The sequence below is a fragment of the Kitasatospora sp. NPDC002965 genome, assembly GCF_040611255.1.
Taxonomy (GTDB): Bacteria; Actinomycetota; Actinomycetes; order Streptomycetales; family Streptomycetaceae; genus Kitasatospora.
Genome location: NZ_JBEXNT010000120.1, coordinates 1 through 22,682 on the forward strand (window position 1 = coordinate 1; position 22,682 = coordinate 22,682).

The 22,682-nt window shown below is 74.0% G+C and carries 7 protein-coding genes; all 7 read right to left on the reverse strand.

Annotated features, from left to right (window positions below):
• A partial coding sequence (locus tag ABZY91_RS32860; protein WP_355406718.1) for an EndoU domain-containing protein occupies positions 1 to 18,218 on the reverse strand: 18,218 nt, incomplete at its 3' end.
• A gap of 63 nt (positions 18,219 to 18,281) precedes the next feature.
• Positions 18,282 to 18,596, reverse strand: a complete 315-nt coding sequence (locus ABZY91_RS32865) for a hypothetical protein (protein ID WP_329884416.1) — start codon at positions 18,594 to 18,596, stop codon at positions 18,282 to 18,284.
• Positions 18,589 to 19,029, reverse strand: a complete 441-nt coding sequence (locus ABZY91_RS32870) for a YbaB/EbfC family nucleoid-associated protein (RefSeq protein WP_329884414.1) — start codon at positions 19,027 to 19,029, stop codon at positions 18,589 to 18,591. Before ABZY91_RS32870 ends, ABZY91_RS32865 begins: the two co-directional genes overlap by 8 nt.
• 86 nt (positions 19,030 to 19,115) lie before the next feature.
• Positions 19,116 to 21,308, reverse strand: coding sequence for a hypothetical protein (locus ABZY91_RS32875; protein ID WP_355406720.1), 2,193 nt, complete (start codon positions 21,306 to 21,308; stop codon positions 19,116 to 19,118).
• A 117-nt stretch (positions 21,309 to 21,425) separates the two neighbouring features.
• A complete protein-coding gene (locus ABZY91_RS32880) occupies positions 21,426 to 21,848 on the reverse strand; it encodes a hypothetical protein (protein ID WP_355406722.1) in 423 nt (140 codons plus the stop codon).
• Between the two features lie 26 nt (positions 21,849 to 21,874).
• The gene (locus ABZY91_RS32885) at positions 21,875 to 22,156 is read right to left on the reverse strand and encodes a hypothetical protein (protein WP_355406724.1); all 282 of its coding nucleotides are present in this window, start codon (positions 22,154 to 22,156) and stop codon (positions 21,875 to 21,877) included.
• Between the two features lie 79 nt (positions 22,157 to 22,235).
• Positions 22,236 to 22,595 (reverse strand): WXG100 family type VII secretion target, encoded by a 360-nt coding sequence (locus tag ABZY91_RS32890; protein WP_329884406.1) that lies wholly within the window; start codon positions 22,593 to 22,595, stop codon positions 22,236 to 22,238.
• Positions 22,596 to 22,682: the final 87 nt, after the last annotated feature.

Sequence of the window (22,682 nt, forward strand, 5' to 3'; positions counted from 1 at the left end):
CCAACCGGCGGCAACAGGTGACCGCCCGGACTGCGGGTGTCGCCGAACAGCGACGACTGCCGGGCGTCCAGGCCGAAGGCCGCCCGGCGCGGGAGCCCGTGGGCGGTCGGCCCGGCCGGCGCGGCGCCGAGGGCCTGCTCGATCACGGCGCCCAGCTCGCGCAGGTTCCGCGGGGCGAGCGCGAACCGGATGTCGGTGTCGTCCGTGATGATCCCGGCGTCCTGGTCGAAGCGGACCCGGTCGTTGCCCGCGTGGGTGCCGCCCATCAGCCCGGCGTCGGGGTACGAGGGCCGGGGGCGGATCTCGTGCTCGACGACCGTGCGGTCGCCGTTCCCGTCGACGGTCTCCTCGTGGAGGCGTCGCTCCCGGTACTCGTCGGGCAGGCCGAGCAGGTGGCCGATCTCGTGGGCCAGGACGGTCCGGGTGGTGCCCAGGCCCCATGCCTCCTGGGTCTCACGGACCTCTCCCTCGAAGACCTCGACCCGGTGGTGCGCCTGACCCGCGTCCTCGACGAACTCGGTCCGCACCACCAGGACGTCGCCGTCCGGCAGCCGGTGCCCGGTGTTGTAGTACTCGTCCACGCTCTGCCGGGCGCGGTTCCGCAGGTTCCGCAGGGCCGTGGTGTGGTCCTGACCGGCCGGCAGCCCCGAGGTGTCGAGGTGGATCCGCACCACGACCTCGACCGCCGGGGTGCCGTCCACGAGGACGGCACGGCCGGCCTGGAACCGCCGGTGACCGGTGGCGTCGCTGCTGTGCCGCGCCGGGTCCGCGGGCGCCTCGACCTCGACCGTCCTGAGGACCCGGGCGATCGTCAGGTCCGTCGCGGGTGCCTCGTACGCCGGGCGCACCGGGTGCGCCGCCCCGTCCCTGTCCCCGTCCGTGTCCGTGTCCATGTCCACGGAGCGGACGTCGGAGTCGGAGTCGGAGCCGTGGACCGACTCCATGTCGTCGTCGGAGGACAGGAAGTCGAGCGTGGAGTCGGTGGCGTAGTCCATCTCCTCGTCGGAGTCCCGGTACAGGTCCATGGCCTCGTCCTCGTCCCCGTCGGAGAGGAGACGGCCGTCCTGCGGACCGGGCCCGTGGTCGGAGCCCTCGTCCGAACGCTGGGGGTCCGGCGCGAACAGCTGCTCGACCGGGCCCGGGGCGGCCCGCCGGCCGGTGCCGCGCTCGGGCACCGGGATGGTGAGCTGGGGCGGCGGGGTGTGGCCGTCCGCGACCGCGAAGTCGACGATCCGGTACTCCGCGTCCCGCAGCACCGTGATCTCGACCTCGGCGAACCGCACCCGGACCTGGAACCCGTCCTCGACCAGCGTCTCCTCCTCGATCCGCCGGCCGTTGGCGGCCGCGAAGAGCCGCTCCTCCGGCGTCCACTCCCGCGGCAGGCCGCGGCCTGCCGCGGCGCTGAGGTCCGGGCTGACGTGGCCTGCGGGCACCGGGTTCAGGGACATCGCGACGACGGTGTCCGGGCGCCTGCCGGTACCGGAGGACCCCGGCTCGGTGAGCGGGGCGGAACGGGGCGCGTCCGCCGGCAGGCGCACACCGGGCTGCTCGTCCGCCGGACGGTGGATCAGGTGCCGACCGTCCCGGGTGATGCCCTCGATCCGGACACCGTCGCCGGTGACGCCGGTCCAGTGGACGGCGCCGTTCACGACGCGGTCGTCGGCCCGGTTCCGGCCGTGGTGGGCCTCCTCGACGGCGTCCAGGACGTGGTCGGCGTGCCAGTCCCGCGGGTAGAACATGTGGGACTGGTTGTCCGCGCGGGTGTGCCAGCGGGAGGGGAAGGCCTCCATCGGCGCCCTCGGGGCGACGACCGGGTCGAGGAACCAGACCTGGGCGCGGTAGGTCCCGTTGGGGTGGGCGGCGAAGGCCGTCCCGATCCGCACGCCCTTCCGCTGGCCGGCCTGGTCGACCCGGGGGCGGTCGCCGTCCCCGTACCCGATCCGCTCCGGCGGCTGGTGGTGGACGCCGGCGAGCGTCTGCCGGTCGCCGTAGCGCACGAGGTCCCCGACCCGCTGGTCGAAACCGGCCGGGAACGGGCGCCACGGCAGGTGCGAAGCCGCGCCCAGCCCGCTCTGGTCGTCGGACGGACGGAAGGAGACGATCTCCGGTATCTCGAACGGGCCGCCCGCCCGGCGCTCGATCCGGAGGACGACCCGGCCCTCGATCCGCACCCCGCCGTACTCACCGGTCCACGCCCAGGAGACCGGGCTGAGCTCGGTGAACGCCTCGTCGCCCCGGCGGAGCGCGTGCTGGTACGCCTGCTCCGCCGCGTAGACCGCGTCGTCGGACGTCCAGTGCTCCGGGAACATGGTGCGGCCGCGGTCCTGGACGGCCGGACCGGCCGCGAGGTCGCCGGCCAGCCGGTGGTGGCCGGTCGCCGCGCCGTCGGCCGGGCCGCCGAAGACCCGGAAGGTGCCGTTGCGGTTCTCCGAGCCCGGGATCCGGGTCGGCTCCGGCCGGTCGGAGCCGGGCTGCGGGAACAGGTGGCCGCCGCCGTCGCGCCCGCCGCTCGACACCCGCCGGCCGGTCCCGTTCAGGTCGCCGTACAGCGCGGTGCGCCGGGCGTCCTCGTTCACCCGGGGACGCGGCGGGTGGGTGCCGTCCGGCCCGGGCCCGCGGTCGGCGCCGAAGGCGAGGTCGATCACGGCGCCCAGCTGCCGCAGGTTGCGCGCGCGCAGCACGGGCCGCGCGTCGGGGACGCCCGGGGCGGCGGGCCGGTTGTTGGTGTCGGCCATGGGCCGGCCGAAGCGGTCACGGGTGTAGGAGCCCATCAGACCGCCGTCGAGGTGGACCGGCCGGCGGCGGTCCACGCGGGAGTGGCCCTCGCGGTACTCGTCCGGCAGCCCGAGCAGGTGGCCGACCTCGTGGACGAGGGTCGTGGCCGGGGTCTGCAGGTCCCAGTTGTCGAAGCTCGCCCGGATCGGGCCCGGGTGGACGGCCACGGTGCGGTGCGCGACGGCGGGATCCTGGACGAACTCGACCCGTACCCGCAGCCGGTCGCCGCTGGGCAGCCGCTGGTCGCCGTTGTAGGTCTCCGCCAGCCCGGCGCGGGCCCGGTTGGCCAGGTCGTTGAGCAGGCGCACGGCGTGCGGGTCCGCCAGGTCCAGCCGGCTGACGTCCAGGTGCAGCCTGACGCTCACCAGCGACTCGGTGTCACCGTCGGCGAGCCTGATCCGGCTCACCGAGAACTCCTGGAGCTCGCGGGCCTCCAGGCTGCGGTCGAAGGGGTCCGTCGGTGGACGGACCTCGTGGGTGCCGAGCACCTGGTGCTGCTCGGGCCCGGGCCGGGTCAGCTGGCGCGGCACGCGCTGGTCCGGCTGGCCCCAGAAGTCGGTGATGCGGTTGTTCTCGATCCGCACCGTCAGCCGCACCCCGGCGAACGTGCCGTGGACTTGCTCGGGCGCGGTCGTGCCCCCGCGCGGCACGGGGCCGGCCGGGACGCGGTGCGTCGAGCCCGCGACCACGCTCGCGGCGTACCGGGCCTCGTCGGCCGTCCACTCGCGCGGCAGGTTGCGGCCCTCGGTCGGGCGGTCCCACGCGGACGCCGCGAAGTACCGTCGCCGGCCGTCGAGCATCGACTCGCCGGACACGCTGCGCGGTGCCGGCGGCGCCTGCGGCTGGTCCTCCGAGGCCAGGACCTCGGCCAGCCGGTTCGCGCCCGCCGCCTCGTGCAGCCGCGGCAGGGCCTGCTCGATGGTGGGGTCCTGCCCGGGTTCGAGCCGGACCTCGGTGGCGTCGGCGTCCCCGGTGAACTCCAGCCGGAGGTCCATCGGGGTGTCGCTGCCGTCCCGATGCCCGTCGACGTACGCCTCGGCGGCCTGCCGCAACGTCCCCTCGGCCTGCCGGAGCTCGGCCCCGGTGGTGTGCTCGCCGCCCACCAGCCTGACCCGGGCGGTGATCCGGACGACCTCCGAGCCGTCGAACATGAGGTCGCGGCGGACCCGGACCGGCCCGAGGCCGGTCAGCTGCACCTCGGTGCCCTGGCGGGCCGTCGTCGAGGCGGGGCCGCGGTAGTCGGGGTTGTCGAGCGTCTGGTGCGGGGACGGACGGTGGAAGTAGAGGGTGCCGTCCGGACCGAACCGGCCCTCGATCCACACGCCGTCCGCCCGGCCGACCACGAGACGGGAGCCGTCGTCCTCCTGGCGGGTGAGGAGCGGGTGGTCGAGCGCGGCGGTGACGTGCGCGGTGAGCTGGGGCCCGCTCCAGTGCTCCGGGTAGTACACCGTCCCGGGATCGAGCGCCGACCGGTGCCAGCGCGAGGGGAACAGCGTGGCCGGGGCGCCCTGGCCGACCGCCGGGTCCAGGTGCACCGCGACGACCCGGGTCGTGCCGTTGGGCAGGGTCACCCTCGTCTGGTCGCCCACCAGGGCGGGCGCGCGGCGCGGGGTCCCCGTTACCGTGCCGTCCAGGTCGACGGGCTGCCAGGCGGAGGCCGCGGACCGCTGCGTCGCGGAGACGAGGGTGGGAGCGGGCTGCGCCTCGGCGTCCGGCGGAATCGGCGAGCCGTGCAGTTGCGGGAGGTCCCGCTGGTCACCGACGCCGTTGACGCCGACGATCTGCCCGTCCTCCACGTGGACCTGGATCCGGACGTCGCCGATCCGGCCTTCGACGACCTCGGTCACGGTCGAGCCGTGCACGCTCTCCTGCTGGTTGAGGAGCTGGACCGCCGCCCAGCGCGTGTCGCGGGCGGTCCACTCCCGGGGCAGGCTCCGGTCGACGGGAAGGTCGCGCGGGTCGGCGACCGCGGCCGCATGGCTGAACCGCGCGTCCAGGTGGAGCAGTTGCCGCACGGTCTGCTGGTCCCAGCCGGCCCGCACGGCGGGCGGGGCCTCGCCCGGCCGCAGCGGGCCGGGTTCGCGCAGGTCGGCGGGGACGCGGGGGGCGCCCTGCTGGGCGACCAGGTCCGCGAACGGGGTCGTGAAGTCGCTCAGTGCGGCGGTGATCCCGTTGAACACGTGGTCCTGGCCCTGGACGGCCAGCGGGCCGAGGACGCTCGACACGCCCGACATCCCGTCGGGGCGCACGACCACCTCGGAGAAGACGTCCGGGTGTCCGGGGGCGAAGTCGAGGACGACGACGACCAGCCTCGGCGGCACCCCGTTCGTGCCCGCGGTCTCCAGCGCCCGTTCCTGGACGTAGTCGTTCACCCTGCGCTGGATCTCGTCCTCGGCGAACGCGCGCAGCTCCGGCGTCACGGGGCCCTCGACGACCGTGCGCACGGGGACGGTGATCCGCAGGCCCTCCTGCCCGGAGTCGAACAGGACCCGGGCCGTGGAGAACGGTCGGTCGCCCATCCAGGTCCCGGTGGCGGGCGAGGTGCGGAGCACCCGCCGCTGGTCCCACGCGGTCATGGGCTGCGTGTCGGTCGGACGGTGGGCCAGGTGGGCGCCGTCGCGCGAGAGTCCCTCGATGCGGACCCCGTCGGCCTCCCCCACCCAGTAGTACGTCCGGCCGTCCTCCAGGTACACCCGCTGATCGTCCGGGACGCCGTCGTGCGCGTCGTCGACGACGGCCAGCAGGTCCTCGGCCACCCAGTCCCGCGGGTACATGGTGCGCCCGCTCCCGCCGTCGGCGTTGCCGCGGAACCGCCAGCGGGTCGCGAAGCGGGCGAGCGGGGAGGTCGGCGCGACGGTCGGGTCGAGGAAGGCCACCCGGGTCCGGTACGTGCCGTTGTGGATCGGGGGGGTGGTCTCGACGATCCTGACGCCGTGCGCCCGGAGCGTGTTCGCCGGGTTCGCCACGTGCTCCGGCCTCAGCTCGTGGTGCAGGCCGGTGAGGTTCTGCCGGTCGCCGTAGCGGACGACGTCCTCGGCGCGCTGGCCGAACGCCCCGAAGGCCCGGGCCGGGTCGTCGGGAGTGGGACGGTGCGGGGCGTTCAGCGGCGGATCCACGTCCGGCTGCACGTCCGCCGGACGGAACGACAGGAACTGCTCCCCCCGGACCTCACCCTCGATCCGCACCCCGGCGTACTCACCGGTCCAGCGGTGCCGGCTCCCCCCGAGCGGGACGACGGCGTTGGTCCCCAGCGCGTGCAGGTACGCCTGCTCGGCCGCGTACACCGCGTCCTCGCTCGTCCAGTTGCGCGGGAACATCCGCCGGTGGACGGGCCCGGTGGTCAGCAGGTCACCGGCCGCGGACAGGGTGTCCACCCGGCGGGCACGGGACGGACCCGCGGCGGGCTCCGCCGAGAAGTCGGCGACCACGACACCGTTGCGCTCCACCCGGACCACCCGCTCGGGCGCCGCCCGGTCCGAGCCAACCGGCGGCAACAGGTGACCGCCCGGACTGCGGGTGTCGCCGAACAGCGACGACTGCCGGGCGTCCAGGCCGAAGGCCGCCCGGCGCGGGAGGTCGTGGCCGGTGGTGGGCAGGGTGTGCGTGGCGCCGAGGGCGTGCTCGATCGCCTGGCCCAGCTCGCGCAGGTTCCGCGGGGCGAGCGTGAACCGCATCGGGGTGTCGTCCGCGTTGACCGCGGCGTCCATGTCGACCCGGGGGCGGCCGTGGCCGGCGAGGGTGCCGGCCATCAGGCCCGCGTCGGTGTGGACGGTCCGGGGGTGGACCTCCAGCGAGACGACCGCGGGGTTGCCGTTCTGGTCGGTCCCCTCCTCGTAGAGGCGCCGCTCCCGGTACTCGTCGGGCAGGCCGAACAGGTGGCCGATCTCGTGGCCCAGGATGGCCCGGTCCGTGTGCAGACCCCAGATGTCGGAGTGCTCGCGCACCTCCCCGTCCAGGACCCGCACCCGGTGGTGCGCCTGACCCGCGTCCTCGACGAACTCGGTCCGCACCACCAGGACGTCGCCGTCCGGCAGCCGGTGCCCGGTGTTGTAGTACTCGTCGACGCTCTGCCGGGCGCGCTCCCGCAGGTTCCGCAGGGCTTCGGTGTGGTCCTGACCGGCCGGCAGCTCCGAGGTGTCGAGGTGGATCCGCACGACGGCCTCGACCGCCGGACTGCCGTCCAGCAGGAGGCCGCGGGCGGCCTGGAACCGCCGGAGACGGGTGGAGACGCTGCCGTGCAGCGCCGTGTTCGCGGGTGCGGTGACCTCGACCGGATCGAGGACCATCGCGAACCTCAGGTCCGGCGCGGGCGCCTCGTACGCCGGCCGGACCCGGTTCGGCTGCTGCAGCGGTGCCTCGTCCAGGTCCATGTGCAGGTCCGAGCGCAGGTCCGACTGCGAGTCCCGGTCCTCGGAGCTGCGGTCGGAACCGGCGTCGGAACCGCCCTCCCACTCCATGCCCTCGTCGTCGGAGGACAGCATGAGGTCCAGCGAGTCCGCCTCGGACCTGTCGTCGACGTCCGAGTACTGGTCCATGGCCTCGTCCTGAGAGGAGTCCCAGGACGACTCGCTGCCCGCGTCCGAGTGGAGGTCGGTGTCCCCGTCCGCGTCCGGGTGCGGACTCGAAGGGGACGCCTCCGCCCTGCTGGTGGCATGCGGGAGGACCGGCCCTGCTTCGGGGCCCGTCTGCCCGGGGTTCCGCTCGGGGACGATCTTGCGGCCCTGGGGGGCGAAAGCCTGGTCCGGGGAGCCGTAGATGTCGATGATGCGGTACGAGTCCCAGTCCCGGACGACCGTGATCCGGATCCCTTGGTGCTCGACCTCACCGGTCTCGGTCCGCAGGCCCGTGGCGGGGTCCACGCCCGTGCGGTCCGAGCCGATCCGCGAGCCCTGCACGGCCGCGTACCTGGCCTCCGCCAGGGTCCACTCGGGCGGCAGGTTCCGGCCCGGCCGGGGGGTGCCGGCGCCCCCGCCGGGAGGGTCGCCCGAGCCGTCCCAGGCCGCGAGCCCGGCGGAGAAGGCGTCTCCGGAACCCATCCCCTCGTCCACCGCCCGGCTGACGGTCGCGGGACGCTCGCCGGTGCCCGGGGTCCCGGGCACGACCAGCGGCCCGTGCGGCGAGGCAGCGGCCGGCGCGCCCGGCTGATCGGCCGTCGGACGGTGGATCAGGTGCCGTCCGTCCCGGGTGACGCCCTCGATCCGGACGCCGTCCGCCTCCCCGGTCCAGTGGACGGTGCCGTCGTTGCGGGTGTCCCCCCCGGTTCGGTTCGTGTAGGCACGGTCCACCGCGGAGAGCACCTGCCCGGGTGTCCAGCCCGCCGGGTAGAAGGTCTGCGTCGGGCTGTCCTCGCGGCGGTGCCAGCGGGAGGGGAACTCCGACAGCGGCGTGCCCGGAGTGACACCGGGCTCCAGGAACCAGACGGCCGCCCGGTAGGTCCCGTTGGGGTTGGCCTCCGCCGCCGGTCCGACGGCGATCCCGCGCCGACGGCCGGCCTCCTCGGTCGGCCGGTGGTGCCCGCCCGACAGGGTGAGCCGGTCGCCGTAGCGGACGAGGTCCTCGACCCGGTGGTCGAGGGACCCGTCGGTGCGGCGCCACGGCAGGTACGCCGGTGCGTCCAAGCCGCCCTGGTCGTCGGAGGGCCGGAAGTAGGTGATCTGCCCCGCCTCGGTCCGGCCCTCGACCCGGACGCCGCCGTACTCGCCGGTCCACCGGTACGAGGTCGGCCCGGTCTCCGTGGTCGCGCCGGTGCGCCGGGCGTGCTGGTACGCCTGCTCCGCGGCGTACACCGCGTCGTCCGCCGTCCAGTGCTCGGGGAACATCGTCCGGCTGCGCCTCGGCGCAGCCAGGTCGCCCGCCGGGGTGCCGGTCCGCGTCGCCGTCGCGTCGGCCGGTCCTTCGGACACCACCCTGAAGGTGCCGTTGCGGTTCTCGGAGCCGGCCGGCCTCGGCGGCCTCGGCCGCTCCGATCCCGCCGGCGGGTAGAGGTGGCCGCTCCCGTCCCGGCCGCCGTACAGCGCGATGCGGCGCGTGTCCTCCGTCACCAGGGGCCTCGCCGGGGCGCCGCCCGGCTCCGGGCCGCGGTCCCTGCCGAAGGCGATGTCGACCACCGCGCCCAGCTGGCGCAGGTTCCGCGTCGCGAGTGCCCGCGAGGGGTCGATGACGTTCGGCCCGATGGCCATGTGGTCCTGGTCCACGGGGTAGCGGCCGAAGCGGTCGATGTGGCGGCCGCCCATCAGGCCGCCGTCCACGTACACCGGCCGTGCGCCCCTGGACGCCTCCCGGTACTCGTCGGGCAGGCCCAGGAGGTGACCCACCTCGTGCGCGACCACCGCGCCGGTGGTGTCCAGACTCCACGTCCGGTGGTTCTCCCGGTCCGTCTCCTGGAGGACATTGACGGTGTGGTGGCTCTCCGCCTCGGTCTCGACGAACCGGAGCTCGACGCGCAGCCGGTCGCCGCTGGGCAGCCGCTGGCCGACGTCGTAGATCTCCCTGACGCCCTCCCTGGCCGAGTCCCGCAGCGCGTCCAGTGCCCGGACGGTGGCGGGGTCGGCCAGGTCCAGCGTCGAGGTCTCCAGTCGCACCCGCACCGTCAGCACGGTCTCGGTGTCGCCGTCCGCCAGCCTGATGCGGGTGGCCTCGAAGCGCTGGACCACGCGGACGTCCAGGCTCCGGTCGAACGCGTTGCCCGGCGGGACGACCTCGTGGGTGCCGATCACCCGGTGCGGCTCGGGCTGCGGCGCGGTCAGCTGCGGGCCGAACCGCTGGTGCGGCTCGCCCCAGACGTCGGTGATGACCCCGTGCTCCACCCGCACGTTCACCCGCACACCGGCGAAGGTGCCCCGGTGGACCACCGGCGCGGGCGTGCCCGGGCCGGCGACGGCGGCCGGCCTGGTCCGCATGATCTCGCGCGCGGCGTACCTGGCCTCGTCCGCGGTCCACTCCCGGGGGAGGCCGCGACCCGGCCGGTCCCAGGCCTCGGCCGTGAAGTGCGGCCGGAGCCCGGTCGCCCAGTGGTGGCCGCCGTGCGCCTCCACCGGGTCCGGGATTCCGTCGAGGTGCCGCTCCAGGACGAACAGCAGGTCGTGCGAACCCGCCCCCTCGTACAGGCGGGGCAGGGCGGCCCGGAGGGTCGGCGCGTCGCCGAGACCGACCACGGTCGCCGGGACGTCCGGGTCGTCGGTGAACTCCAGCCGCAGGTCCAGCCGCCGCGAACCGTCCCGCTGACCCTCCAGGTACGGCTCGACCTGCGCCCTCAGGGCGTCCTGCGCGCGGTGCAGCTCGGTCTCGCCGGCCAGGGCGCCCGGGGTCAGCCGGATCCTGGCGGTGACCTGGACGCCGGAGCCGGCGCCGTCCGCACCGTCGTCGTCGAAGCGCACCTTCCGGATCTCCACCGGCCCGAGGTCCGGGAGCGGGTGCGGCTCCCCGACAGCCGCCACCCCGGCCCCGGGCCAGGGGTGGCCACCGTGCTGGGGAGCCGGCTGCCAGTCGTACGGGCGGTGGAGGAGGAAGTCGCCGTTCGGACCGAACAGCCCGACGATCGAGACGCCGCCGGAGTCGCCGACGACCAGCGAGTGGCCGCCGTCCGCCGGGCCGCCGTACCAGGCGTTCGCCATCGCCTCCTGGACGTGGTGCGCGGTGACCGCCGCCGTCCAGCCCTCCGGGTAGTGCGCCTGCCCGGGCGCCCCCACCGGGCGCCTCCAGCGGGACGGGAACGCGGCGATCGGGGCGTCCGCGGCGATGCCGTCCGCGAGGTGCCAGGTGTCGTACGTCCGGACCACGCCGTTCGGCTCGGTCACCGGCTGCGGTCCGGACGCCGTCCGCTCCGCCCGCGGCGGGGGCGTGGCCGCCCCGTCGGACGTGAACGTCTGCCAGCCGGGGTTCCGCAGGGCGGCCGGCAGCGCGTCCTGCGGGCCGACGGGCGCGGTCTCGGCAGGCGCGGTCTCGGGCGCGGTCTGCTGCCCCTCCGCTCCCCCGGCCGGTGCGGGCCCGGATCCGGGCTCGTCGGAGGCCCGGACGGTGTGCGGTATCTCGCCGAGGGTGCGCTCCGGCCGGGAGAGCTGGGACGGGAAGGTCTGGCCCGGGGCCCCGAAGAAGTCGACGATCAGGTCGTTCTCGGTCCGGACCCTGATCCGGATCCCGCCGACCGTCACCTCGTCGGCCGGAGCCGCCGGGGCGGGCCGCTCGTCCATCGCCTTCTGCACGGCGTGCATGGCGTCCAGGCGGGTCCATGCGGACGGCAGGCCGACGTTGACGCCGTCCTTGACCCCCGGGGCGAACCTCGGCCAGCCGTTCGGCGTGTCCGCTCCCAGCTGGGGCAGGGTCGCCGGACGCTCGCCCGTTCCGGGCGTGCCGGGCGCACGCAGCGGCGGCACCTCGGGGCGCGGGTCGCCGTGGGGCGTCCAGTCCGAATCCCCGGCGTGCCAGCCGGCCAGGCCGAGGAGCTCGGAGAGCGGCATCCGGTCCGGGTCGGCGAGGTCCGGCAGGTAGGTGCGCAGGTCGAGGTCCCGGGTGCCGGCGTCTGCGGCGAGGGGGACGCTCAGCCCGTCCCTGGCCGCGACCTTCGTGAACTCGATCTCGAACCGGGCCGGCGGATCGCCCTCGCCCGAGTGCAGGCGGACGTACGCCTCCGCGGCGTTGCGCACCGCCATCTGATGGCGCACGACCGTGATCTGCGGCGTCCCGGGCGGGAAGTCCAGGTGCACCTTGGCGGTGAGGAGCAGGCCGGTCTGGCCGGCGGCGAAGCGGACGTGCTGGACGACCGCCCGGCGGCTCCCGAAACTCATCGAGCCGGGGGAGGACTTCGCGGTCACCTCCTTCCAGTCCCACCGGGTGATCGGCTGCTCGGCCGTCGGGCGGTGGACGAGGTGGAGCCCGTCCCGGGTGATCCCCTCGATCCGGACGCCGCGCGCCTCGCCCACCCAGTGCTCGTCACCGTCGCCCCGGGGCCGGGGGTCGCGCCGGGCCGCGTACGCCGCCTCCACGGCGGAGAGGACCTCGTGCGGCGTCCAGCCCTTGGGGTACATCGTGTGCGGCGCCTCGGCCGCGCTGCGGTGCCAGCGGGTGTCGAAGGTCGACAGCGGCGATCCCGGGGCGACCTTCGGGTCGAGGAACCACGCGGTCGCCCGATAGGTGCCGTTCTCGTTCTCGCGCTGCGGAGGGCCGATCATGAGGCCCTTGGCCATGGCGGCCGCCACGGGCGGCGCGTGGTGCGCACCGGTGAGGGTCTGCCGGTCGCCGTAGCGGGCGTGGTCCTCCGCGCCCAGCGCGAAGGTGCGCTCCACCGGGCGCATCGGCTGGAAACTCGGGGTCGCCAGGCCGCCCTGGTCCTCGGACGGCCGGAAGGAGGTGAACTCCCCGCCCGTCACCCGGCCCTCGATCCGCACCCCGCCGTACTCGCCCACCCAGCGGTACGAGCCGGGCCCCTGCTCGGTGACCAGCCCGGTGCGACGGGCACTGTGGTAGGCCTGCTCGGCCGCGTACACCGCGTCGTCGGACGTCCAGTGCGCGGGGAACATGGTCCGCGTCCGACGGGGCGGCTCCTCGCCGTCCGGCTCCGGGCGGCGCGCGGGCACCGCGAGGTCGCCGGCCAGTCCGTGGCTGCGCACCCGCTCGGGGCCGGGATCGCGGTCGGCGACCTTGAACGTGCCGTTGCGGTGCTCCGAGTCCTGGATCCGTTCCGGCCGGGGGCGGTCGGAACCGGGCGCGGGGTACAGGTGTCCCCCGCTGCCGTCCGACGGGCCGTACAGGGCCGCACGGCGGACGTCCTCGCCGAAGGCCGCCCTGGACGGCGGGCCGCCGCGGTCGGCCGGGCCACCGGGGAGGTCGAACAGCGGGTCGACGACGGCGCCGAGTTCCCGCAGGTAGCGGACCGGGAGCCCCGGGGCGGCCAGCTCGGCCGCGGCGGCCCCCCGGTGGTCCTGGTCCACGAGGGGCAGGCCGGACCGGTCCAGGTACGGGGTGCCCATGAGCGCGTTGTCCTGGTAGACGGGCCGCGGGCCGCCGGTCGCCTCGCGGTACTCGTCGGGGAGGCCGAGGGCGTGCCCGAGCTCGTGGGCGAGCACCCGCTCGGTGGTGCCGACGCTCCACTCCGTCAGGCTCTCCCGGGCGAAGACCGGGTGGACCGTGACGGTGTGGTGGGCGTCCTCCCGTCGGTCGGTGAACTCCACCTCGACCCGCAGCAGGTCCCCGCCGGGAAGCCGCTGCCCCCGGTTGAACTGCTCGTCGACACCGCGCCGGGCCCGGTCGCGCAGGCCGTCCAGCCTGGGGTCGTCCTGACCCGACGCGCCGAGCGGCGAGGTGTCGAGGTGCACCCGCAGCTTCAGCACCGTCTGGGTGTCGCCGTCGGCCAGCCGGATCCGGCCGGCCTCGAACGACTGCAAGGAGCGCTCCCCGACCCTCGCCAGGAACGCGTCGGAGGGCGGCCGGACCTCCGCCGTGGCGAGGACCTGGTGCGGCCGGTTCTCCCGGCCCGACGGCCGGAGCCCGTGGTCGCCGGGGACGCCCTCGATACTGCTGATCAAACCGTCCGTGATCCGGACCGCGATGCCGGCGCCGGCGAACTTGCCCTTCAGGCGCACCGCCCCCTTCGGGGGGAGGCCGCCGTCCGTCCTCGCCTCCGCCTGCCTGCGGACCTGGTCGGCCGCGAACAGCACGTCGTCGGCGGTCCAGTGCGACGGCAACCCGCGGTGCGGCCGGGTCCAGGCCTCGTCGGTGAAGTGCCCGCGCAGCGATTCCCGTTCCTGCCCCATCCGGTCCACGGTCCGGGGCGGCTGCTCGTCGGGGCGGGGCGGACCGGGCTCGCGCAGGCTGCCGGGCACGGGCTTCGGCAGGCTTTCCGCACGGACCGGGTCCAGCACGGAGGCCGGCGCGTGCCGCTCCAGCAGGCCGCGCAGGCCGTCCGGCCCCGCCGCGTCCAGCAGCGGGCCCAGGTGCCGCGCCAGGTCGTGGTCCGTGTCGTCGTCGATCCTCGCGCTGCTGAACGCGTCGTCCGGGTCGTCGGTGAACCGGAGCCGCAGGTCCAGGACCGTCCCGTCGCCGGCCTGCCGGGAGACGTACTGCTGGGCGAGGACCCGGAGGCGCTCGTGCGCGTAGTCCAGCTGCACGAACGACAGCGGCTGCGTCGGCTCCAGGTGGAGCCGGGCGGTGACCTGAAGGCCCTCCTGGCCGTTGTCGAACAGCACCCGCCGGACGGTGACCGGGCGGGTCCCGCCGTCCAGCGGGAGGGCGACCGGCTCGGAGCGCGTGGTGACGGCCGCGTCGTCCCAGCGGCGGTACCCGGTGTGCGGCTGGAGGTCGGCCGGCCGGTGGGTCAGGATCGCGCCGTCCCGGCTGAGCCCCTCGATCCGGACGCCGTGCGCCTCGCCGATCCAGTGCTCCGTCCCGTCCTCGCCCACCGGCGTGCTACGGCGGACCGGGCTGTCGTAAGCCGTCCGCGCCGCCCGGTCCGCCCGGTCGGGCGACCACTTCCTGGGGTAGAGCACCGTCTCCGGCGCGTCCGCCGACGTGCGCCAGCGGCTCGGCAGGGCCGCCTCCGAGGAGCCCGGCAGCAGGTTCGGGTCCAGGAACCAGACCTTCGCCCGGCTGGTGCCGTTCGGGTGGTCGGAGCCCTTGACCGGCACGACCTGGATGCCGGAGGCCCTCTGCTCGGCCGTACCGAGCCGGTGGTGGACCCCGGTCAGCGCCCGTCGGTCGCCGGGCGCCACGGGCTTGCCGAGCGCGGCCGCGTGGTCGGGCACGGGCCGGTTCGGGGCGTAGGGCGGCGGGTTCAGCCCGCTCTGGTCGTCGGAGGGGCGGAACGAGGTGATCGCGCCGCCGGTCGCGTCGCCCTCGATCCGCACGCCGGCGTACTCGCCCGTCCAGTGGACGGGGCCCGGGCCCCCTGGCCCGGCTGTCAGATACGCCTGCTCGGCGGCGTACACGGCCTCGTCCGCGTTCCAGTGCGGAGGGAAGAGGGTGCGGGCGGCGGTACCGCCGCCCGACGGCGGCACCATGCGCAGTGATCCGTTGGGGTTCTCCTGGTACTTCGCGCCCGGGTGGGCCCGGTCGAAGCCCGGCGTCAGCAGGTGGCCGTCGTCGCCGCCCGGCCGTCCGTACAACGCGGCGTCGCGGACCTGCGGTCCGACCGCGGGACGCGGCGGAAGGCCCGTGGCGGCCCGGCTCTCGGGCCGGTGCTCGCCGGGCTGCCCGTCCCGGTCGCGGTCCGGGGTGAACGCGCCCTCGACGGCGGTGCCCACGGCGCGCAGGCCGTCCGGGAGCGGGCCCCGCGCGGCCCGGTCCGTGCCGGTCCCCTGGTAGACCTCCCGGTTGCCGTCGCGCAGACCGAGCACCCGTCCGATGTCGTGGCTGACCACCTCCCGGCTGACCCGCGTCCCCCAGTTGCCCTCGTCCTGACGGACGGTGCCGTCGTGCAGCCGCACCGTGTGGTGGGCGGTGCCGGGGGAGTCGACGAACTCGACCCGCACCCGCAGCACGCTGCCGTCGGGCAGCCGGTGGCCGTTGTTGTAGGCGTCGGCGACGCCGTCCAGGGCGCGGCGCTGCAGGGCGGCGACCCGCTCCGTCGGCTGCCGCAGGCTCGTACTGTCAAGGTGCAGCCGCAGGACGAGTTCGGTGGCCCGCTCCCCGGTGGGCAGCGTGCCGCGCCGGGCCTCGTAGGGCCGCAGCGGGGAAGCCGCCTCGGTGGTGGGCCGGGGGCCGGCGGGCGGGTTGACCTGCGTCGCGGCGTAGCCCGGCCGGAGGTCCGAGCCGGCGACGGGCGGCGGCACGGGCGCGGTCACCTGCTGACCGGAGTCGGTCACCGGCTCGGCCTGGGGCTGGGGCTGAGGCTGAGGCTGAGGCTGAGGCTCGGGCTGGGACTGGGTGTGGGTCTGGCTCTGACTCTGGGTCTGGGTCTGGGCCGTCTGGGTCTGGGCCGTCTGGTCCTGCTGGGCGGTGTGCTCCTGCGGGAGTGACGCGAGCGACGCGTTCCGCTCCTGCGGATTGGGCTGGACGGACGCCCCGTCGAGACCGACGGAGGAGGTCGACGAGGTGACGACGCGGTCCCCGGTGAGGCCGGCGGTCTGCTGCTCGACCGACGGCCCGCCCGGTGACAGGGACGGCCCCTGGTGCGCGGCGGCGGACGCCGTGGCCGGGGCGGACGTCTCGGCCGGGGCGGTCGCCGCGATCGGGGCGGACCTCTCGGGCGCGGTGGACGTCGTGGACGCGGCGGACGGGGCCGCCGTCTCGGACGTCGTACGGACCGGCGCGGCCGGGGCGACCTCGCCGGCCCCCGGGTTCTGCGCCCCCGGCCCCTGGCTGACGGTCGGGCGGTTCGGGGACTGGCCCTGGCCCGGAGTCTGGTTCGCGGCCTGGTTCGGAGTCTGGGTCTGGTTCTGCGAGGGGTTCGGGGACTGGTTCTGGCCCTGCGTCTGGGTCTGCCCCTGAGTCTGGGTCTGCCCCTGCGCCTGGCCCTGCTGCGGCCGGGCGGTCTCCCCGGTCCTCCCGGGCGCGTTCGGTGCGTCGCCCTGGTGCGACACGGTGGCGACCGGCGCGGGCGCCGGCATCCAGCCGTCGAAGACCTCCTCCAGCCGGGCGTGCCCGAACGCCTCCCGGAACAGTGCCGCGTACTCCTCCTGGGCGGACGTGTCGCTGTACGTGTCCTCGATCTGGCCCCGGCCGAAGGCCTCCCGGATCAGCGCCCGGTTGGCGTCGGCGTCGTTCCCGAAGATGTCCTCCAACTCGGCGTCGCCGTAGGCACGCCGGAAGGCCGAGGCGACGTCGCCGTCCGCCTCGCCGTGGGCGCCGCGCGAGAAGCCGAGCAGGTGCTCGCCCGCCCCTGACGACCCCTCGCCGCCCGGGCCGAGCTGCGGTCCGAGCCGGGGCACCAGGAGCGGGGCGGGGTTGCCGGAGAGGTTGCTCAGCACCGCCAGGATGGTCAGCGGGTGGTAGGGCGGGAAGTACTTGGACTGGCCTTCGCCGATCGCCTTGAACTGGGTGTCCTGGACCCAGGTCATGTACCGCTGCATCATCGGCGCCGCGGCGTGGTGCAGACCACGGGCCATCAGGCCCATCGCCATGCCCGAGCCGAAGGTGGCGAGCGTGGTGGTGAACTCGTGCTTGTCGGTGAAGAGCAGGTTGTAGAAGCCCTCGGTGAGGTTGCCCTGGACGCCCTCCTTGAGCTGCTCGCCGACCGCGTAGCCGAGGTGGAACATCCGGTTGCCCTGCGTCATGTGCTCGCCGACGTCCACCAGTCGGTCCGCGAGCGCGCCGACGCCGCGTTCGGCGAGGTTGTGGCCGCTCTTCTCCATGACCTCGCGCAGGCCCGCGCTCAGCGCGGCGTGGTCGACGCCGTTCTTGCCCCAGCCCTTGACGAAGGTCTCGCCGAACTCCTTGCCCAGGTTCCGGGCGGCGGTCTCGCCGATCTTCTCCTTGAGGTGCTTCTCGAAGGACTGGGTCATCCGCTCGACGAACTTGTCGGCCGCGGCCTTGCCGAAGCCGTGGCGCAGGAGGTTGTCCGAGGACTCCAGCAGCGTGCCGAGGTCGCGGGCGAAGGCCCGGGACGCCGACTTCTCCAGCCAGCTGCCGGTGCCCTCGGCCGCCGCCTTCTTCGCCGTGACGCCGGCGAGGTTCTCCAGCGTGCCGGTCCCGCTCTTGGCCGCTCCCTTGAGGCCGGCCTTCAGCGCCTCGTTCAGCGCGGCCCGGTCGCCGTGGATCATGAAGTCGGACAGCTTGTCGGCCGCCACCCGGCCGCCGGTCTTGCCGAGCAGCCGGCCGAGCAGCTTGCCGAGGCCCATCCCGATCAGGTTGAGCGGACCGGAGATCACACCGCCGATGACGCCGAACAGGACGGCCTGCTTGAGGGCGTCCTTGTCGATCTCCTTGCGGTTCCCCTGGCCGATCTGGATGCCCTGGATGATCAGGTCCATGGTCAGGCCGCTCATGATCCCCGCGAAGGTGTGCAGCAGGATCGTCTTGAACAGGAACTTCATCAACGTCGTCAGCACCGCGCGGGTGAAGATCGTCTTCAGGGTGATCCCGGCGAGGCTGGCGCCGAAGGTGAACGGCGCCCAGAGGATGGCCAGCGCGATCTCCAGCAGCAGCTGGACGAGCTGGGCGATGGCCATCCACTTGGTGTACTCGGCGGCCGTGGCCACGTCGTCGGCGCACTTCGCGAGCGCCGTGGCGGTCTTGGTCGCCGTGGCGATGTAGTCCGCCGCGCCCTTCTCGCCGATGAACTGGCTCATCTGCTCGGAGAACTCCCGGGCGGCCTGGCCCTCGAACTGCTGCCGCGCCTTGACCGCGACCTCGGCGATCAGCCGCCGCAGCTCCGGCAGGTCCCTCGCGAGCTTCTGGTAGGCGTCCCGGACCTCGCGCAGATCGCCTTCCCGGATCTCCGGCCAGGGCATGCCGGTGACCTTGGAGAAGAAGTCCGCCGTCGTCTTGTCGACGACGATCGACGAGTAGGGCACGTGGATCAGCCTGCCGTTTCCGGTCGTTCCAGGGGTGGTGCGAAGCCTGCCGGTACCTGACGGCTAGCCGTGGTTGGCGATCTCGGTGGCGAGGTCGTCGGCGCGGTCGAGCTTGTCGGCGAGCTTCTCGCCGTTCTCGCCGACCGTGCCGACCACCTCACGGACCTTCTTGATCAGCTCGGTCAGGTTGGTGGTCGGGTCGTCGATCTGCTCGTGGTACTGCTTGCCGATCTCGTCGCTGCCGCCGACCGTCTTGTTGACCCGGTTGATGATCTCGACCTCGGCCTCGATCTCCTTCAGGAGGTTCTTGAGCTCGGTGAACTCGGCGAAGGCCTTCTTCATGTACTCGGTCTTCGCGAGCACGTTGGCGTCAGCCACCGAATTCCTCCTGCTTGCGGGTCTTCTTCTTCTCGACGTCGTCCGCGTAGCCGGGGCGCATCGCCCACAGCGGCTCCAGCAGGTCGTCCAGGTCGCTGCCGCCGGTCATCGACAGGCGCAGGGTGTCGCCGATGCCCTCGAACTCCCGGATCCGGGCGGCGACCTGCTCCCCCACCTTGGCGCGGGCCTCGTTGAGGAGGTCGGTGAGCAGCGCGCCGAGTTCGGCCGGGGCCTTGTCCCGGTAGCCGGTGGTGTGGAAGGTCAGCGCGAGGACCTGGCCCTGGGGGCCGACCTTCACCGTCACCAGGCGGTCCTTGGAGGTGACGGAGGCGGTGAGCTTCTCCAGCTCCGCCTGCGTCTCCTCGGCCTTGGCGAGCTGGTCGCGCATCGCCTCCATGGTCTGGGCGATCTGGTCCGCGAAGGGATTGCTCATGTGTCGTGCTTCCTCGTCGTTTCGTTCCGGTCGGGGTGGTGCGCCGGCCCTGTCGGACCGGCGCACCGGCGTCGGTGGCCCCGGTCTCAGCGGCCGATGACGCCCTCGACGGCTCCGCTCTCGGTGCCCCAGACCTCTTCGTCCTCGGCCAGCCAGGTGGTGCGCTGGCGGTCCTTCTCGTTGCCGCCCGCACCGGCGCCGCCGCCCATGCCGGGCGGCATCATCGGCGGCATGGCGCCGCCGGAGCTGGTGGCCACCTGGCGGCCGGTCAGCGCCGCCTGTTCGGCCGCCGCGGCGCGGGCCGCGCGCTCGGCCGCCATGCGCTCGGTGGCCGCCTCGGCCGCGGCCTTCAGTCCGCTCGGGTCGCCGCCGGCGGCGAGGCCCCGCGCGCTCGTCCCGCCGACGGCGCCGGTGATCGGGGAGATCCCGCCCGGTCCCGTGAGGAGGGACCCGCCCGAGCCGCCGCCGGCGGAGCCGAGCAGGCCGACACCGCCGAGGCCCGACGCGCCGAGGCCGAAGTCGTTGGGCGCGAGCAGGTCGTCCTCGGCGCTCAGGTAGCTGTGGCCGAGGTCGTCGATGATCTGCCGGCTCTCGGAGACGGGGTTGCCGCGGCCGTCCAGGAGGGTGCCGTCCGGGGCGATGGTGTAGTCCCGGCCGACCACCATCGGGTTGCCGCGGTTGTCCAGGACGGGCCGGCCCTCGCCGTCCACCACCCGGCCGTCCTCGGTGACCCGGGAGCCGGTCGGCACCACGACGTTCCGGCCGCCGGAGCCGCCGGTACCGCCGCCGACGCCACCGGTCCAGCTGCCGCTCCCGGGGCCGCCGCTCCCGATGCCGCCGAGCAGGTCGGGGACGTGCACGCCCGGGCCGGGGCCGCCCGTCCCGCCGCCCGGCAGGGTCGTTCCGCCACCCGGGAGGATCGGTCCGCTGCCGCCGCTGCCGCCACCGGTGACGATCTCGGGCGGCTTCACGCCGCCGGGAAGGCTGGTGGGCGGCTTGGTGCCCCCACCGCCACCGCCGCCGGTGTTCCCGCCGATGCCGCCGATCCCGCCGATGCCCCCGGTGCCACTGCCACCGGATCCGCTGCCGCCGGTGCCACCGCCCCCGGCGCCGCCGTCGAGCTTGAACTCCTTGTTGCCGGGGCCGCCGCCGAGGTCGTTCTTCAGGTTGAGGTCGTCCTTGCCGCCGGTGCCGCCCCCGCCGGTGCCGCCCCCGCCGGGCGGGGCGTCCACCTTCGGCGGGACGGGCGGCGGCATCCGCAGGGCGACCCGGGGGTGGTTGCTGTTCATCTGGTTCAGGAGTCTGGTGTAGGCCGATTCGAGGAAGATCAGCGCTCTACCCGCCTCGTTGTCCAGCGGCCGAGCGAGGTTGGCCAGCCAGATCTCCTTGCCCCGGACGACGACCTTCTCCCAGAACTCCTTCGTCTGCGGGTCACCGAACGGGGACGCGGTCACCTTGAAGGTGAGGTCCCCGTGCCCGTCCGCGGACGCGATGTCGCTCGACTTGAGGTTCGCGTCGTAGGTGGCCTTGGCCACCGTGTCCTTCCGCCAGCGGACCTCGACCGAGGCGTCCTTGAAGGCGTCGGCCACGGCGTCCTGGAGGGCGTTGGCGGGGTGGGCCAGTCGCATCTGGCGCCACTGGTGGAAAGCCATCTCCAGGGTGGACAGGACGTCCAGCAGAGGATTGACCATCCCGCCCAGCGCATTCTTGACGCCGTTGTCCGCCAGTTGGCGCTGGAAGCTGGTGATCTCGCCGTGGAAGGCACCGAGCACCGTGTGGAACGCTCCTGCGGCACTGCCCTGCCAGTCCCCGTCCGGAGCGTCGACCTCGTCGACCCAGGTCTTGCTCCTGGTGACCCACTCCTCAAGGAACTTGGAGGCGCGCTCGTGGGCCTCGGCCACGCGCCCGAAGGCGGCCACGTCGAACCGGTCGTTGGCGAACGGCGGATTCCGCAACGGGCTGATGACCTTGAGGAACTCGTGCTGCCACCGGTCGAACGGCGAACCCGCGTTGAGGGTCGAGTAGTCGAAGTTGACCCCGTAGACGTAACTGCCGCGGTAGTCCTCGTTCTCGTACGTGAAGTGGTAGTTCCACCCCCACCAGGCGTCGTGCGGCATGCCCTTGCTGTCGGACGTCTTCCACTCGTGGTAGACGGTCGCGTCCCCCATCCCGTCGCCGGGCGTCCACTTGACGTCCTTACCGGCGACCGCGCCGCGGTCGACGAGACTGGTCTGGGTCGACGACGCGAAGATCGCGACGGCGTCCTCGTACTTGCCCACGGTGAACCCCTTCGACTGGACCGGCGCGGTCGTATCGGATCGGATCGGCCCCGGAGGGTCGGTGGTGCGGGCCGGCCTGCGCCTGGACCGGCCCGCGTGAGGGCACTGCGGCCGGGGTCAGCGGCCCCCGGCGCCGGGAACGACGTTGTTGAGCAGGTACATCAGCTCGGCCACGCTGATGGCGTCCTCCTCGCCGTTCTGCAGGATGAGGTCGGCATCCTTGAGGTCCAGCTTCATGTCCGTGGCCTGCTTGTTGATGGTTCCGAAGCCGGCGTTGACCGCGCCGAAGTAGTTCTTGAACGCGGTGGCGAGGAGCCCGACGGACGGAGCACTCGCGCTCGGGTTCCCCGCCAGCAGGTGCGACGGGCGTCCCGTGCTCGTCGTGCCGCCGTCGGTCGCGTAGAGACCGATGTCGAGGACGTACGAGTTCTGCGTGAACCCGTCGATGAGTGCCTGGAGCTTCTGGTTCGCGAAGTCCGCGACATAGCCTTCGGTGATCTTGGTGACGCCGTGTCCGTCACCGGTCTCGTTCTCTGCCATGACGTGTCAGTCCCGTCCGTCGGTCGTCAGCCGATGCCCCGGCCGGCCTCGAAGTCCGCGCTCCAGAGGATGTGGTGGATCTTCGCGAGGTCCTGGGTGGCGGAGTTGATGTCACCGATCATCACCCCGTCCTTCGTACGGAGGGCCTCGGAGAGGTTCTCCGCGGCGGTGGAGAAGACACCGAGGAGGGGACCGCCGTAGTAGCTGTCCAGCTTCTGCTTGGTGATGCGCATCGCGTCCTCCATCTGCTCGGCCGTGTCGCTGAGGTACTGGATGGCGGCCTCGACGCCCGCGTGCTCGACGAACACTTCGCTGACTCCCGTTTCGTTGGAGAGGGGGAACGGCCGGGCAGCGCGCCCGGACCGGTGGGACTTCGGTTTCGGTCGCCTACTTGGGCGGGTTCAGGGCGTCCTTGATCGGGTCGTACCCGTCGGGGCTCTTGTTGGCGACCGACAGGGCGTTCTCCTCGGCGGCGTTGAAGGTGTTCTCACCGGCCGCCAGCTTGCCCAGGAAGTCGTTGTAGAGGCCGATCACCTCCTGGTACTTCCGCTGCCAGTCCCCGATCTTCTGCACGAAGACGACACTCGACTTGGCCTGGAACTTGGTCTCCAGCTCCTGGATGCTCATGTCGATGTCCCGCTTGACGCCCTCCATGACCCCCATCTGCGACTCGATGGTGCTCTTCACGGCCTGGATGGAGGCCGGATCCGCCTTCGTGACGGCATTCGGGTTCGTGCTGTTGGCCATCGCGGTCCCTCTCGCGTCGGACGTCTCTCTGGTGGGCCCGCCGCACGGGCGGGCCCACCAGGCTGAACGGCCCCGGGGGTCCGGCCG